General features: G+C 70.2%; 11 protein-coding genes. 4 read left to right on the top strand and 7 right to left on the bottom strand.

All coding sequences use genetic code 11. The features are described 5' to 3' along the window. Window positions 1-106: 106 nt before the first annotated feature. A complete protein-coding gene (locus ACFC09_RS37335; RefSeq protein WP_376535966.1) occupies window positions 107-2,407 on the top strand; it encodes a transglycosylase domain-containing protein in 2,301 nt (766 codons plus the stop codon). Window positions 2,408-2,525: 118 nt separating this feature from the next. Here ACFC09_RS37335 and ACFC09_RS37330 read toward each other — a convergent pair whose 3' ends face one another. From ACFC09_RS37330 to ACFC09_RS37305, 6 genes are all read right to left on the bottom strand, one after another. Further along, the gene (locus ACFC09_RS37330; RefSeq protein ID WP_376535964.1) at window positions 2,526-3,989 is read right to left on the bottom strand and encodes a catalase; all 1,464 of its coding nucleotides are present in this window, start codon (window positions 3,987-3,989) and stop codon (window positions 2,526-2,528) included. Window positions 3,990-4,190: 201 nt separating this feature from the next. After that, window positions 4,191-6,257, bottom strand: coding sequence for a SpoIIE family protein phosphatase (locus tag ACFC09_RS37325; RefSeq protein ID WP_376535962.1), 2,067 nt, complete (start codon window positions 6,255-6,257; stop codon window positions 4,191-4,193). A gap of 280 nt (window positions 6,258-6,537) precedes the next feature. Beyond that, entirely contained in the window at window positions 6,538-7,239 is a 702-nt protein-coding gene (locus ACFC09_RS37320) for a DUF402 domain-containing protein (protein ID WP_376535960.1), read from the bottom strand. 71 nt (window positions 7,240-7,310) lie between these two features. Next, window positions 7,311-8,717 carry a class II fumarate hydratase gene (locus tag ACFC09_RS37315; RefSeq protein WP_376535958.1) on the bottom strand — a complete coding sequence of 469 codons (1,407 nt, stop codon included), beginning with the start codon at window positions 8,715-8,717 and terminating at the stop codon, window positions 7,311-7,313. Between the two features lie 233 nt (window positions 8,718-8,950). Next, the gene (locus ACFC09_RS37310) at window positions 8,951-9,982 is read right to left on the bottom strand and encodes a hypothetical protein (RefSeq protein ID WP_376535956.1); all 1,032 of its coding nucleotides are present in this window, start codon (window positions 9,980-9,982) and stop codon (window positions 8,951-8,953) included. 135 nt (window positions 9,983-10,117) lie between these two features. Further along, complete coding sequence (locus ACFC09_RS37305) at window positions 10,118-11,782, bottom strand: fumarate hydratase (protein ID WP_376535954.1); 1,665 nt, start codon at window positions 11,780-11,782, stop codon at window positions 10,118-10,120. 231 nt (window positions 11,783-12,013) lie between these two features. Between ACFC09_RS37305 and ACFC09_RS37300 the strand changes: the two genes are divergently transcribed. Then, complete coding sequence (locus ACFC09_RS37300; RefSeq protein WP_376535952.1) at window positions 12,014-12,715, top strand: DUF1707 domain-containing protein; 702 nt, start codon at window positions 12,014-12,016, stop codon at window positions 12,713-12,715. 174 nt (window positions 12,716-12,889) lie between these two features. Next, window positions 12,890-13,267, top strand: coding sequence for a WhiB family transcriptional regulator (locus tag ACFC09_RS37295; RefSeq protein WP_376535950.1), 378 nt, complete (start codon window positions 12,890-12,892; stop codon window positions 13,265-13,267). A gap of 247 nt (window positions 13,268-13,514) precedes the next feature. Here the strand turns inward: ACFC09_RS37295 and glpX are convergent, their stop codons facing one another. Next, the gene (glpX, locus tag ACFC09_RS37290) at window positions 13,515-14,549 is read right to left on the bottom strand and encodes a class II fructose-bisphosphatase (RefSeq protein ID WP_376535948.1); all 1,035 of its coding nucleotides are present in this window, start codon (window positions 14,547-14,549) and stop codon (window positions 13,515-13,517) included. 127 nt (window positions 14,550-14,676) lie between these two features. Here glpX and ACFC09_RS37285 point away from each other — a divergent pair, with 127 nt between their 5' ends. Further along, entirely contained in the window at window positions 14,677-15,201 is a 525-nt protein-coding gene (locus ACFC09_RS37285) for a DUF4245 domain-containing protein (protein ID WP_376535946.1), read from the top strand. Window positions 15,202-15,338: the final 137 nt, after the last annotated feature.

The following is a 15,338-nucleotide window of genomic DNA, read 5'->3' as shown; positions in this document are numbered from 1 at the left end:
GGCGCCCATGGAGGCGCCCGTAACGGAACAGACCGACAGTTCTCAGTCATAGAGACGGGTGTTAGCTTTCTGAGCTGACCGATACGGAAGCGGAGCGAGCAGACCTATGGGACGAGCGGAAGAGAGACGAGCGCGACAGCACGGTGGTGGCCACCGCGCTGCGCCCCGGCGACGCTCGTCGCGTGCGGCGCGTGGGTCCGGGAAGTCGGGCATACGCAGGCTGTTCACCTGGAAGAAGATCCTCGGCACGTTCTTCGGCCTGTGCCTGCTCGGCATCGGCTCCTTCATCGTGCTGTACATGGTGGTGGACGTCCCCGCGGGCAACGCGGCGGCCCAGCGCCAGAGCAACGTCTACAAGTACAGCGACGGCACGATCCTGGCCCGCAAGGGCGAGGTCAACCGCGAGATAGTCGACCTGTCGAAGGTGCCGAAGAAGGTCCAGCTGACCTTCGTCGCCGCCGAGAACAAGACCTTCTACCAGGACTCCGGCGTCGATCTGCGGGGCACCGCCCGCGGCCTGCTCAACACCCTGTCGGGCAAGGGCACGCAGGGTGGTTCGACGATCACCCAGCAGTACGTCAAGAACTACTACCTCAACCAGGACCAGACCATCACGCGCAAGCTGAAGGAACTGGTCATCTCGTTGAAGGTGGACCGTCAGAAGTCCAAGGACGACATCCTCGCGGGCTACATCAACACCAGCTACTACGGCCGCAACGCCTACGGCATCCAGGCCGCGGCCCAGGCGTACTACCACGTCGACGCCCAGGACCTCTCGGTCGAGCAGGGCGCCTACCTGGCCGCGCTGCTCCAGGCGCCCAGCGACTACGACTGGGCGGTCGCCTCGCCGACCGGTAAGAAGTTGGTGCAGGAACGCTGGAACTACGTCCTGAACAACATGGTCGAGGAGGGCTGGCTGCCCAAGTCCGAGCGCGACGCCATGAAGTTCCCGGTGCCCAAGGACCCCACGGGCGCACCCGGTCTGGACGGGCAGAAGGGCTATCTCGTCGACCTGGCCAACCAGCAGCTGGAACAGCAGTTGATGGACCAGCAGGGGCTGACCCAGTCCCAGGCGGAGAACGCGGTCGTCGACCAGGGCTGGACCATCACCCTGAACATCGACAGAAAGAAGCAGGACACGCTGGAGAAGGCGATCAAGGCCCAGCTGACCAGCAAACTCGACCCGAAGAAACGCAAGGTCGACGGGAACGTCCAGGCCGGTGCCGTCTCCGTCGACCCCAAGACCGGCGCGATCGTCGCGCTGTACGGCGGTGTCGACTACTACAAGCACTACATCAGCAACGCCACCCGCCGGGACTACCAGCCCGCGTCGACGTTCAAGCCGGTGATCCTCGCCTCCGCGCTGGAGAACGACTCCCAGACGCAGGAGGGCAAGCAGATCAGCGTGAACACGCGCTACGACGGCACCAGCCGCCACCAGGTCACGGACAACGGCAGCAAGGTCGGCTTCGCCCCGCCCAACGAGGACGACCAGAGCTACGGCGACATCACGGTCCAGAAGGCCATGAACGACTCCGTGAACTCGGTCTTCGCGCAGATGGGCGTCGACGTGGGCATGGACAAGGTGATGAGCACCGCCAAGGAGCTCGGCATGGACACCAAGGGCATGCAGGCGGTGCCCGCACAGACCCTGGGCTCCATGGGCGCGAGCCCCCTGGAGATGGCCGGCATCTACGCGACGTTCGACAACCACGGCAAGAAGGTCACGCCGTCGATCATGAAGTCGGCGGAGAAGAAGGACGGCACCGTCGAGATGCCCGACCCGATCGGCGACCAGGTGATCAGCCGGACGGCCGCCGACACGGTGACCTCGGTGCTGACCGGCGTGGTCGACGACGGTACGGCCAAGCAGTCGGTGGCGGGCAACCCGCTGCGCAAGGGCCAGCAGGTGGCGGGCAAGACCGGTACGTCCGACAACAACAAGTCCGCCTGGTTCAGCGGTTACACGCCCGACCTGGTCACCTCGGTGGGCCTGTTCGGCGAGGACGCCAAGACGCACAACCAGACCACGCTGACCGGCGCGACCGGGCTGCTTCCGGGCAGCGGCCGCGTCAACGGTGGCGGCTACCCGGCCGAGATCTGGGCGTCCTACATGTTCGGCGTCACACAGGAGGCCAAGTTCGACCTGGACACCACGCAGGGCGCGGCCGTCCAGCCGACCCTGTCGCCGACCTTCACCTCGCAGCCGCCGTCCGAGACCCCGTCGCAGACACCGTCCTCCTCGGCTCCGGCGACGTCCGAGGCGCCGCCGACGAGGAGCCAGTCGCCGACGCCGCCGTCCGCGCCGCCGTCGCGGACGCCGACGAGCCCGGCACCCCCGTTCCCGTCGGACACACCGTCGGACACCCCCAGCAACCAGCCGTGGAACCCGGGTGACCAGCCGTAGGCCGTACGCCGACGGGAGCGCCCCGAAAGAGGCGCGGGGAACTGCGCGCCCCGCCACGACGGACGCGCGGTTCCCACCGGCCCGAGCCTGCCCGAGCCCGGCGCTCAGCGACCCGCGGTCAGTCGCCGTTCACCTCGTGGGCGATCCGGTCGCCGATCTCCTTGTCGATGTTCCGCCAGTACAGCAGCGCGCGGTCCAGCACCGGGCGGGTGACGCCCTGCTTCAGATGGCCGCTGACGTTGGAGACCAGGCGGTCCCGGGCCGCGTCGTCGAGGACCTCGCGGACCATGGTGCCCGGCTGGCCCCAGTCGTCGTCCTCGCGGTGCAGCGCGTACGCCTCGCGCACCATCTCGCCCGCCGTCCGCCAGCCCGCGATGTCACCGAACCGGGCGACGTCCGCGGCCGGCCCGCCGTACGAGTTCGGGGCGTACACGGCACCGGTGGCGGCGGGCTCGTACCGCATCGGGCCGTCCTTGGCGTACGAGTGGACCGGGGCGTGCGGCCGGTTCGGCGGCAGCTGCGCGTAGTTGGGGCCGATCCGGTAGCGGTGCGTGTCCGGGTAGGAGAAGAGGCGGCCGAGGAGCATCTTGTCCGGGGACGGGCCGACGCCCGGCACCATGTTGGACGGCTCGAAGGCGGCCTGCTCGATGTGGACGAAGTAGTCCTCCGGGTTCCGGTTCAGCGTCATCCGGCCGACCTCGATCAGCGGGTAGTCGCCGTGCGGCCACACCTTGGTCAGGTCGAACGGGTTGAAGCGGTAGTCCGGCGCGTCGTCGAACGGCATGACCTGGACGCGCATGGTCCAGCTCGGCGCGTTGCCCGACTTGATCGACTCGTACAGGTCACGGCGGTGCACGTCGCCGTCCACGCCCGCCAGCTGGTCCGCCTCGGCCTGGGTGAGGAAGTCGACGCCCTGGTCGGTCTTCATGTGGTACTTGACCCAGAACCGCTCGCCGCCGCCGTTGACCCACATGTAGGTGTGCGAGGAGTACCCGTTCATGTGGCGGTACGTCTTCGGGATGCCGCGGTCGCCCATCAGCCACGTCACCATGTGCGCGGACTCCGGGGACAGCGTCCAGAAGTCCCACTGCATGTTGTTGTCGCGCAGCCCGCTGTCGGGCCGGCGCTTCTGGGAGCGGATGAAGTCCTGGAACTTCTGCGCGTCGCGTACGAAGAACACCGGTGTGTTGTTGCCCACCAGGTCGTAGTTTCCGTACTCCGTGTAGAACTTGAGCGCGAAGCCCCGGGGGTCGCGCCAGGTGTCGGGGGAGCCCTGCTCGCCCGCGACCGTCGAGAAGCGCGCCAGCATCTCCGTACGCTTCCCGGGCTGGAAGAGGTCGGCCTTGGTGAACTGGCTGACGTCGTTGGTGACCTCGAAGATCCCGTACGCTCCTGAGCCCTTCGCGTGGACCACCCGCTCCGGGACCCGTTCCCGGTTGAACTGGGCCATCTTCTCGATGAGGTAGTGATCCTGGAGCAGGACGGGGCCGTCCGGACCCACGGTGAGCGAGTGTTCGTCGCTCTCCACGGGGATGCCTGCGTTGTTCGTGGTGTACGGAGTCTGCTGGGGTGTCTGCGTCACGAGCTTCCTCCCGTCGTGCATGAGGATTCGTTCGGGTCGCTTCGCTCGCCCCTGCAAGTCAACTCCGCCGCCGCGACATCGGCAACATTTGGACCGGTTCTAAGATCGGCCGGCGCCGGCGCCGGCGCCGGGACCGGCCGGCCGGTCCCGGTATCCCGGCAGGCGTACGCCGCCTGCCGGGCACTCGTGCCTGTCGGGGCACTAGGACCGGTTCAGCTCGAACCAGACCACCTTCCCGGTGCTCAGCCGGGTGGCGCCCCAGCGCCGGGCCATCCTGTTGACCAGATACAGCCCGCGCCCGCCCTCGTCCGTGGCCCGCGCCTGACGCAGCCGCGGCAACTGCGGAACGTCGTCGCCGACCTCGCAGCGCAGGACATCGGTACGCAGCAGACGGAGCGTGACCGGTCGTGACGCATAGCGCACAGCGTTCGTCACGACCTCGCTGACCAGCAGCTCGACCGAATCGCTCAGCTCCTCCATACCCCACCGGGACAGCGCCCGCCGGGCCAGCCGACGGGCCCGCCCGGGGGCGGCGTCCTCCGGCTCCAGGAACCAGTACGCCACGTCGCTCGGCGCGATCCCGTCGAAGCGGGCGGCGAGCAGCGCGATGTCGTCGTCCCGGTCGCCCGGCCCGAGCATGTCCAGCACCTCGTCGCACAGCGCTTCCAGCGGCGGCGGATGGTCGGGGCCCGTCAGCTGCGCGGTCGCGGCCAGTTTCTCCCGCAACTGCTCTATGCCGGTCCACACGTCCCGCAGCCGGGACTCCACCAGACCGTCGGTGTACAGCAGGAGCGTGGCCCCGGCGGGCGCGTCCAGCTCGACGGCCTCGAAGTCCACCCCGCCGACGCCGATGGGCGCGCCGGCCGGTACCCGCAGCACCTCGGCCTCCCCGCCCAGGTGCAGCAGCACCGGCGGCGGATGCCCGGCGTTGGCGATCGTGATGCGGTGCGAGACCGGGTCGTAGACCGCGTACAGGCAGGTCGCCATGCGGTCCGTGCCCAGCCGCTGGGCCTGTTCGTCCAGGTGGTGCAGCACCTCCTGGGGCGGCAGGTCGAGGCCGGCCAGGGTCTGCGCGGTGGTACGCAGCTGACCCATGATCGCCGCCGAGGTCATGGAGTGGCCCATGACGTCGCCGACGACGAGCGCGACCCGGCTGCCGGGCAGCGGAATGGCGTCGTACCAGTCGCCGCCCACCCGGGCCGTCTCGGCGGCCGGCAGGTACCGGGAGGCCAGCCGGACACCCGTGGGCCTCGGCAGCGTCTCGGGCAGCATCGTGCGCTGCAACTCGTCGGCGATGTACGCCTCACGGCCGTACAGCACCGCCTTGTCGATGCCGAGGGCGCTGTGCGTGGCCAGCTGCGCGGCGACCAGGAGGTCCTCGTTCTCGAAGGCCAGCCGCTCGGGACGGCGCAGGAACAGCGCGGCGCCGATGACACGGCGGCGGCCGCGCAGCGGCGCGAGGATCGCGCGCCGGCCCTCCGGCACCACCGACTCGCTGCCCTCGCCGAGCAGCTCCGGCAGCGCGGCGCGGGCGGCGGGCGCCTCCGCGAACACCGGCCGCACACCGCGCAGCACCTCACTGAGGGCGCCACCGGGCCGTACCTCGCACAGTTCGGCCGTGAGCGTGGACAGCCCGGACAACTCGCCCGGCTCGGACTCCGCCGACCCGGGCAGGAAGCCGCCCTCGGTGTCCCGTTCCTCCGGGATCCGGTCGGTGCGGCGCAGCCGCAGCACCACCGGGCCGGTGGGCCGTTCGTCGCCGACCGGCAGCGGGTCGCGCAGATAGACGAGGATCGCGTCCGAGAAGGTCGGCACGGTGGCCCGGCACAGGCCCATCACGATCTCGTCGAGGTCCAGGCCGCGGGCGATCCGCCGGGTGGCGGCACCCACGAACCGCAGCCGCTCCCCGTCCCGGCGCATCGGCGTGGGCCGGGACGGCTGCCCTCCCCGTACGGAACGGCGCTCCTGCTCGCTGCCCGGCTGCGGCGGGACGGCCTCCGGCGCGGGGCTGGGACGCGGCCGGTGGGGGTCGGTCTCGGCGGTGGCCGGCTGGGTGTGTTCGGGGTCGGCCGCCGGGGACTCCTTCTGCTGGCCGCGGGGTGCGGCGCCGCCCGGCGAGGAGGGCGCCTCACCGGCGGTCTGGGCGGGCAGGGCGGCGCCGTAGGGCTGCGAGGAACGCAGGAGCGCCCCGCGGGACTCCGCGGGGTCGGCGCCCGGCTGGGGGCGTTCGTAGGACGTCGGGTGTTCCGTCACGCGTGTCGAATCCATCCGTCCGGGGCTGCGCGCCGTGCGCGCAGTACGTCCCGCAGGAATCCCGATACCCGCAATACGTGCCCCAGGAACGGGATTCCCGCGTGGTCAGAGGTTGTTCCTGTGTCACCGGCGAACCGTCTCAGGTCCGGACCGGTACTGCCCTCGTACCCCTCACTCACGTCCTGCCGCCCCTCGGTGACGTTCGGTCAGACCCGGCGTTCTCAGCCGGAGTTGCTGCTGTGCGCCCTTGTGGAGGACGATCCTACGGTTGTAGACCGGGGGCGCATCAAGAGTCTCATGAGGACACGTGCGCGGGCGTACGGTCCCAGTCCTCCGGCAGTGACGGTACCCCCCAGGACGGGTCAGGGCGCCAGTGTTGCCAGCCTTCGCGAAACGGCGGGCCCCAGGCGCGGATCACCTCCACCGCGGACCGCCCTGCCCGCCGCACCCGTTCGGCCTGGTCGGCGTCCATCAGCCCGTCCCGCTGGGCCTGCGCGAACTCGTCCTCGTCGCGCCAGTGCCAACTGCGGTCCGGGTACACGGAGATGTCCAGGAAGTGGTCCTCGGAATCGACTCCGCCGTCCCAACGGGCCAGCGGTTCTTCGAGGTTGACGTACCAGTTCTTGAACTGCCAGGCCGGCTCCCAGAACAGCCACACCGACCAGGGTTCACCGGGCCGGGCCAGCTTCAGCACCCCGGTGCCGAACCAGTGGTCGCGCTGCACGGTCCGCGGCCTGGTGTACCGGGACTCCAGCGGCTCGACGTGCACCGGCGTGCCGTCGGCCAGCACCGGCTTCACACACTCGGTGCCCGGCGCCAGCCATACGGCGAGCAGGTCCGCGTCGTCCCGTACGACGGTGACGGGGCGGGCGATGTGGACGTGCGTGCCGCCGTTCTCCCGGTACCGCCACAGAATGTGACTGCCGGGCGCCCAGAACCCCGCCGGGCCGCCCGCTCCCCCGTCTGTCATGGGTCTCACCGCTCCGCCGTCTGCCATGCACAGATATTAGGTGCCGCAGGCATACGACGCTGCGATGGGCGTCACGGTTCTCGTGGCGGAAATCTTCTTCACGGACGAGTCATCCGCAGGACATCCAGCGCCTCGTCGAGCTGCTCGACCGTCAGATCGCCGCGTTCCACGTACCCGCCCTCCAGGACGGCCTGACGGATCGTCTTCCGCTCGGCCAGTGCCCGCTTGGCCACCTTTGCTGCCTCTTCGTACCCGATGTACCTGTTCAGGGGTGTCACCACCGAGGGTGACGACTCGGCGTACTCACGGGTCCGGTCCCGGTCGGCGACGATGCCGTCGACCGTGCGGTCGGCGAGCAGCCGGGAGACGTTGGCGAGCAGCCGGACCGACTCCAGTACGTTCTTGGCGAGCACCGGCAGCATGACGTTCAGCTCGAAGTTGCCGGCGGCGCCGGCCGTCGCGATGGTCGCGTCGTTGCCGATGACCTGCGCACAGACCATGAGCACGGCCTCCGGCACCACCGGGTTGACCTTGCCCGGCATGATCGAGGAGCCCGGCTGGAGGTCGGGGAGCCGGATCTCGGCGAGCCCGGTCCGCGGCCCGGAGGACATCCAGCGCAGATCGTTCGCGATCTTCGTCAGCCCGACCGCGACGGTGCGCAGCTGACCACTGGTCTCCACGATCCCGTCCCGGGCGCCCTGCGCCTCGAAGTGGTCGCGCGCCTCGGTGAGCGGCAGCCCGGTGACCCGCGCGACCTCCGCGATGACGGCCGCGGAGAAACCCGGCGGCGTGTTGATGCCGGTGCCGACCGCGGTACCGCCCAGCGGCAGCTCGGCGAGCCGGGGCAGCGCCGCCCGCAGCCGCTCGACCCCGTACCGCACCTGCGCCGCGTACCCGCCGAACTCCTGGCCCAGGGTCACCGGAGTGGCGTCCATCAGGTGCGTCCGCCCGGACTTCACCACGTCGGCGAACTCGGCGGACTTGCGGGCCAGCGCGTCCGCCAGGTGTTCCAGGGCGGGGACCAGGTCGTGCGTGACGGCCGCGGTGGCCGCGATGTGGATGCTGGAGGGGAAGACATCGTTGGACGACTGCGAGGCGTTGACGTGGTCGTTGGGGTGCACGTCCCGGCCGAGCCGCTCGCTCGCCAGGGTGGCGATGACCTCGTTGGCGTTCATGTTGGACGAGGTGCCGGACCCGGTCTGGAACACGTCGACGGGGAAGTGCTCGTCCCACGCGCCCGCGGCGACCTCCCCGGCCGCGACCTGGATCGCCTCGGCCACGTCCTCGTCGACCACGCCCAGCTCGGCGTTCACCTTCGCCGCCGCCGCCTTGATCCGCGCGAGCGCCTCGATGTGCGCGCGCTCGATGCGCTGCCCGGACACCGGGAAGTTCTCCACGGCCCGCTGCGTCTGCGCCCGCCACTTCGCCTGCGCGGGCACCCGCACCTCACCCATGGAGTCGTGCTCCACGCGGTACTGCCCGGTCTCGTTCCGGTCGTCTGTCATGAGACACCTCCATGCGGATCAGCATCCCCTGACGGCACGATGTTCCCGGCCGTCACCTGCCGCGCGCCCGCACCCTTTCGTTCATCCGGTCTGTTCAACCGGTCCGCCCATCCGGTCCGCCCATCCGGTCCGCCCATCCGGTCCGCTCATCCGGTCCGTCTTGTTCATCCGGTTCATCCGGTTCATCCGCCTCGTCCGGGCGGCCGGACGAGGCGGTGCGGCGCGGCCGGCAGTCAGCAGTCGCGTACCACTTCCGTGTCCGTCCCGCACTCGGTGACGAACGGCCCCCACGAGCGGAGCTGGAAGACCTGTTTCGGTTGGGCCGCGAAGCCGCGGGCGTGGAAGGGCCTGCCGTTGTCGGTGATGTCCTGGGTGTGCTGCCCCGTGGAGTCGACGTAGGTGGCTTCGAACGCCTTCCAGGTGCAGTCCTTCGTCCCGGTGAAGACCTGGATGCGCAGTCCTCCGGGCGCCGCGCCGTTGCCGAGGTCGATCTTCTTGTGGGTGAAGTACGGCTCTCCGTAGTGCTCTTCCTCGTCCCCCGTGATCCGCGGGACGGCGGTGGAGCCCGTCAGGTCGAAGAACATCCCTTCGTAGCTGCCCCCGGCCTGTCCCTTTTCCTCGATGGCGGCGACTGCCCTGGCCGGTGTGCAGGTGAGTCCTTTGACACGCAGGTCGTTGATGACCAGGCTCGCCTTCCGGTCGCTGAGGAGATCCACCAGCCAGGCTTCGGCGTATCCGTAGCGGGGGGAGGCGACCTGCATCGAGGGAACCGTGGCGTCCGAGATGAACACGGGGCGTCCCTGATGCGCCTCGGCGAACGCGGGGATCGGATTGTCCTTGGCCCGCATGCCGAGTAATTCCGCCTTGTCCTCGGCGGAGAAGGGCGAGTCGAAGATCGTGGCGTCGGCGTACTCCGTGTCCGGACGGACCGACGCGGAGAACGCGGGCCCCTCCCGGTCGACCTTGTCGTCGGCCTGGCTGGAGACCCGGGCGTCGTGTTCGGCGGTGAACCAGGCCCAGCCGCTGCCCACCAGGAGCGCGAGGACCGCGGTGGCCGCGGGCCAGCCCAGCCCGACGACGAACCGCCGGTTGCGCCGCCGGCGGTCCGTGCCCGCCGCCTCGGGTACGACGCCGGCGATCACGTCGTCCATCAGCGACGGCGTGCCGGTCGGCTCCCCGCCGTCGTCTCCGGAGGGCTGCGGATCCCCTGGCTCCGGTGCCGACGGGGGCGGGGTCGCCCCAGGGGGTGTTCCGCTGTCGGCCATGACCCACCTCACTGGAGCGAAGACTGCGAGACAGAGGAGAACGATGCCATGGCACAGCGGAAGAGAGAGCCCCCAGCATGCGGCTGGAGGCTCTCTGCGCGGGTCGGGGAGGGACCCGGTCCGAGGATCAGCCGGTCAGCCGAGGCCCGGCCCCCGCACGGGGATCGACGTGAACGTCGGCTGCGGTGCCGGATCCTGGAAGAAGTCGTTTCCCTTGTCGTCCACGACGATGAACGCCGGGAAGTCCTCGACCTCGATCTTCCAGACGGCCTCCATGCCGAGCTCCTCGTACTCGACGACCTCGACCTTCTTGATGCAGTCCTGGGCGAGCCGCGCGGCGGGCCCGCCGATGGAGCCGAGGTAGAAACCGCCGTGCGCGTCGCACGCGGCCGTGACCTGCTTGCTGCGGTTGCCCTTGGCGAGCATCACCCTGGAGCCGCCCGCCGCCTGGAACTGCTCGACGTAGGAGTCCATGCGCCCGGCGGTGGTCGGGCCGAAGGAACCGGACGCGTAGCCCTCCGGCGTCTTGGCCGGGCCCGCGTAGTACACCGGGTGGTCCTTCAGGTACTGCGGCATCTCCTCGCCCGCGTCGAGCCGCTCCTTGATCTTGGCGTGCGCGATGTCACGGGCCACCACCAGCGGGCCCGTCAGCGACAGCCGGGTCTTGACCGGGTACCTGGTCAGCTCGGCGAGGATCGCCTCCATCGGCTGGTTCAGGTCGACGCGGACGACGTCGCCCTCGTCCAGGTGCTCGTCCGTGGTCTCCGGCAGGAACCGGGCCGGGTCCGTCTCCAACTGCTCCAGGAACACGCCCTCGGCGGTGATCTTCGCCAGGGCCTGGCGGTCCGCCGAGCAGGACACCGCGATGGCGACCGGGCAGGAGGCGCCGTGCCGCGGCAGCCGGACCACCCGGACGTCGTGGCAGAAGTACTTGCCGCCGAACTGCGCGCCGATGCCGATCTTCTGGGTCAGCTCGAAGACCTTCTCCTCCAGCTCCTCGTCCCGGAAGCCGTGGCCGAGCGGTGAACCCTCGGTCGGCAGGTTGTCCAGGTAGTGCGCGGAGGCGTACTTGGCGGTCTTCAGCGCGAACTCGGCGCTGGTGCCGCCGACCACGATCGCCAGGTGGTACGGCGGGCAGGCGGCCGTACCCAGGGAGCGGATCTTCTCCTCCAGGAACTTCATCATGGAGGACTCGTTCAGGACGGCCTTCGTCTCCTGGTACAGGAACGACTTGTTGGCGCTGCCGCCGCCCTTCGCCATGAAGAGGAACTTGTAGGCGCCGCCGTCGGTCGCGTACAGCTCGACCTGTGCGGGCAGGTTGGAGCCGGTGTTCTTCTCCTCCCACATGGTCAGCGGCGCCATCTGCGAGTAGCGCAGGTTCAGCTTGGTGTAGGCGTCGTAGATGCCGTGCGAGAGGGCCTTCTCGTCCTCGCCCGCGGTCAGGACGTTCTGGCCGCGCTTGCCCATGACGATCGCGGTACCGGTGTCCTGGCACATGGGGAGCACGCCCGCCGCCGCGATGTTCGCGTTCTTCAGCAGGTCCAGCGCGACGAACTTGTCGTTGGCCGACGCCTCCGGGTCGTCGACGATGCGGCGCAACTGGGTGAGGTGGGCCGGGCGCAGGTAGTGCTGGATGTCGTGGATCGCCTCCTCGGCCAGCTTGCGCAGCGCCTCCGGCTCGACCTTGAGGAACGTCCGCCCGTCGGCCTCGAAGGTGGAGACACCCTCGGAGGTCACCAGCCGGTACGGGGTGGTGTCCTCTCCCTGGGGTAGCAGATCGGTGTACTCGAACTCAGGCATCCTCGCCCAATCCTCACTCGACAGGCAGCGTGTCCAGGCGGCCCGCCTCCGGGGCGCGCAAGCCGCGGAGCGGTCGCCTGCGGCCCACCGGCGACGGTGGGCGCCCACCAGCGTAGAACCTGGCGGTGACACGGGAGCTGTGAGGTCGGGCTCAGCGTCCCGTGCGGTTCGCCACGCCGGGTCGTCCCCACCCCCTAGTCGCGATCTATCGCGTTTCGGTACGCTGCTGCCGTGGACCTTCAGAAGCACGCCCAGCGGCAGGACGCGCCACCCCGCGTCATCGAACTGCGCGCCTCGGACGCCGACCGGGACCGGATCGCCGACATCCTGCGCGACGCCCTCGCCGAGGGCCGCCTGACCGCCGACGAACACGCCGAGCGCGTGGAGGGGGTACTGAACGCCAAGACGGTCGGCGAACTGGAGGTCTTCATCCAGGACCTGCCGGCCGCCCACGGGCGCTCAGCCGCCTCCGGCTACGCGCCGGCGCCGCCCCGCCCGGCCCCCGGCGCGATACCGGTCGAGGCGGACGCCAACGTCGTGGCCGTGCTCAGCGCCGCCACGCGCAAGGGCCGCTGGCACGCCGGGCGCCGACTGCACGCGTACGCGATCTTCGGCAGCGTGGAGATCGACCTGAGCGAGGCGATCTTCGAGTACCAGCAGGTCGTCATCAAGGCGGTCGCGGTCTTCGGCGACGTCCAGATCCGTGTCCCGGAGAACGTGTCGCTGCGCGGCACCGGCGGCGGCGTCCTCGGCAACTTCGAGGTGGACATGCTGGATTCGGTCGAGTCCGACGCGCCCGTCGTCTACGTGGACGGGTGGGCGGTGCTGGGCAACGTCGAGGCCCGGCCGAAGCGCGGCAAGCTCGTCGCGGACATCCTCGATCGCGTTCACCACAAGGTCGACAAGACTTTGCGCAAACACCTCGACCGTTGACGGCTGTGAACCGGACCGGATTCGGAACGGCTCGGTCCTGCGCGATCCGCTGCACGGGGTCGTGAACCGGCCGTCGCACTCCTGCAGATCGGAACGCAGTGCATAGGCGCGCGCACAGCGGGTAGGGCTTGCTGCATCGTCTCTCGCTCGCGAAGCCGTCGTCAGGAGTAGACCGTGCTGCAACCGCCGCATTCGTCACTGCAGGTAGCTGCCGTTCCGGCCCAGTGGGTGCCAGCGCGCGAGCGGGACCAGGACTCCCCTTGGCACACGGAAGCGGTGTGCCGGCGGGACGAGGCGGGGCTGTTCTTCGCCCCGTCCAAGGAGCCCACCGCCGCCCGGCTCTCCCGCGAGGAGGCGGCCAAGCGGGTCTGCGCACGCTGTCCGGTGATGGTCGAGTGCCGCGAGCACGCGCTGCTCCAGCCCGAGCCGTACGGCGTCTGGGGCGGACTCACCGCCGCCGAGCGCCGCGTGGTACTGGCCCGGCGCAGGCGCCGCGAGATGGAGCTGAAGAAGACGGCGCGGGCGGCGGGACGCATCGCGGCGGCGGGCTGACCGAGCCCAGGCCGGGCCCGAGCGCTGGGCCCGTGCGCCACGCCCTTGTGCCCGTGCGCCGGGCCCGTGCGCCACGCCCTTGCACCGAGCGCGCGCATCGAGTCCTCGAACCGAGCGCGCGCATCGAGTCCTCGAACCGAGTCCCCGCGGCGAGCCTTCTGTCCGGGGTCCTCGGGTACGGCCGTCTACGGCTGTCGGCGCCCCCTCCGCACCGGGGACGCCGACTGGTCCGAGTTCCCCTCCGGGTCTACTTGGCGCGGTCGAAGTCGATCGTGCTGTAGGCGCGCAGCTTGCTCAGCCGGTGCTCGGAATCGATCCGGCGGACCGTGCCCGACCGCGACCGCATCACGATCGAGTCGGTCGTCGCGGTCTCCGAGCGGTAGCGCACCCCGCGCAGCAACTCGCCGTCGGTGATGCCGGTGGCGACGAAGAACACGTTCTCGCCGGTGACCAGGTCCTCCGTGGTGAGCACGCGGCCCAGGTCGTGCCCGGCGTCCAGCGCCCGCTGCCGCTCCTCTTCGTCCTTCGGCCACAGCTTGCCCTGGATGGTGCCGCCGAGGCACTTCACGGCGCACGCCGAGATGATGCCCTCGGGGGTGCCGCCGATGCCCAGCAGCAGGTCGATGCCGGTGCCTTCGCGCAGGGCGAGGATCGAACCGGCGACATCGCCGTCGGAGATCAGCTTGATCCGCGCACCGGTCTCCCGGATCTCCTTGATGATGCCCTCGTGCCGCGGCCGGTCGAGGATGACGACCGTGACGCCCTCGGGCGTGGACCGCTTGGCCTTGGCGACCCGGCGGATGTTCACGGAGACGGGCGCGTCGATGTCGACGAAGTCAGCCGCCTCCGGTCCCGTCACCAGCTTGTCCATGTAGAACACGGCGGACGGGTCGAACATGGAGCCGCGCTCGGCCGCCGCGAGGACCGCGATCGCGTTCGGCATGCCCTTGGCGGTCAGCGTGGTGCCGTCGATCGGGTCCACGGCGATGTCGCACTCGGGCCCGGTGCCGTCACCGACCCGCTCCCCGTTGTAGAGCATCGGGGCCTCGTCCTTCTCGCCCTCGCCGATGACGACCACGCCGTTCATCGAGACGGTGGAGACGAGGGTACGCATGGCACGGACCGCGGCGCCGTCGGCGCCGTTCTTGTCACCGCGCCCGACCCAGCGGCCGGCGGCCATCGCCGCGGCCTCGGTCACCCGGACGAGTTCCAGGGCCAGGTTCCGGTCGGGAGCCTCGGAGGGGACGTCGAGTTCGGACGGCAAGTGATGATGCTCGGTCATCGGTGCGCACCTTTCTGATACGACGACGGCCGGATGAGGGTGTTCGTCCCGACTCTAGCGCCAGGTGAACAAAATGAGCAGGGGCCCCCACGGATGAGCGCGGAGGGCGCCTGCGACGATAGGGGGCGTGGCAGGTTCGAACGGCAAGCAGAAGACGGTCCGGGACATGATCTTTTCCCTGGGCCTGATCGGGATCGCTGCGGGCGTCATCTACGTTTTCGTCCCGCACGACGACCACGCCCCCGACATCGAGCGGGTCGACTACCGCGTGGAACTGCTCACGGCACGCCGCGCCGCCCCCTACCCGGTGGCCGCGCCCGAGGGCCTGCCGAGCACCTGGAAGGCGACGTCGGTGCGCTACCAGGGAGAGAGCTTCGACCGCTGGCACCTGGGCTTCCAGGATCCCGGCGGCCAGTACGTGCAGGTCGAGCAGTCGACCCAGAAGCGCGCCGATTTCATCGACCAGGCCAGCCAGGGCGCGAAGGCCACCCAGTCGACCGAGAAGATCGGCGACCGCACCTGGACGCGCTACAGCGGCGACCGTTACGACGCCCTCGTCCTGGACGACACGCCGGGCTCCACCACGGTGGTCGCCGGGACGGCGTCGTTCGAGGGGCTGGCGAAGATGGCGCAGGCGCTGAAGCTGTCGTGACCCGCGACGGACGGCGTGCGCGGGCATTCCCCGCCCACGGACCCGGCCCCGCACGACATCATCGCCTGCCGCCTGCCGCCTGCCGCCTGCCGCCTGCCGCCTGCCGCCTGCCGCCTGCCGGCAGCCGCCTGCCGCCA

This window comes from Streptomyces sp. NPDC056161 (assembly GCF_042268025.1).
GTDB lineage: Bacteria > Actinomycetota > Actinomycetes > Streptomycetales > Streptomycetaceae > Streptomyces.
The sequence above is the reverse complement of the archived record's forward strand: the minus strand, read 5'-3'. Positions and strand labels throughout refer to the sequence as shown.

Excerpts from the sequence above, each read along its gene's own strand:
- ACFC09_RS37335 (WP_376535966.1), top strand. The coding sequence starts at position 107 with ATGGGACGAGCGGAAGAGAGACGAGCGCGACAGCACGGTGGTGGCCAC.
- ACFC09_RS37325 (WP_376535962.1), bottom strand. The coding sequence starts at position 6,257 with ATGGATTCGACACGCGTGACGGAACACCCGACGTCCTACGAACGCCCC.
- ACFC09_RS37320 (WP_376535960.1), bottom strand. The coding sequence starts at position 7,239 with ATGGCAGACGGCGGAGCGGTGAGACCCATGACAGACGGGGGAGCGGGC.
- ACFC09_RS37315 (WP_376535958.1), bottom strand. The coding sequence starts at position 8,717 with ATGACAGACGACCGGAACGAGACCGGGCAGTACCGCGTGGAGCACGAC.
- ACFC09_RS37310 (WP_376535956.1), bottom strand. The coding sequence starts at position 9,982 with ATGGCCGACAGCGGAACACCCCCTGGGGCGACCCCGCCCCCGTCGGCA.
- ACFC09_RS37305 (WP_376535954.1), bottom strand. The coding sequence starts at position 11,782 with ATGCCTGAGTTCGAGTACACCGATCTGCTACCCCAGGGAGAGGACACC.
- glpX (WP_376535948.1), bottom strand. The coding sequence starts at position 14,549 with ATGACCGAGCATCATCACTTGCCGTCCGAACTCGACGTCCCCTCCGAG.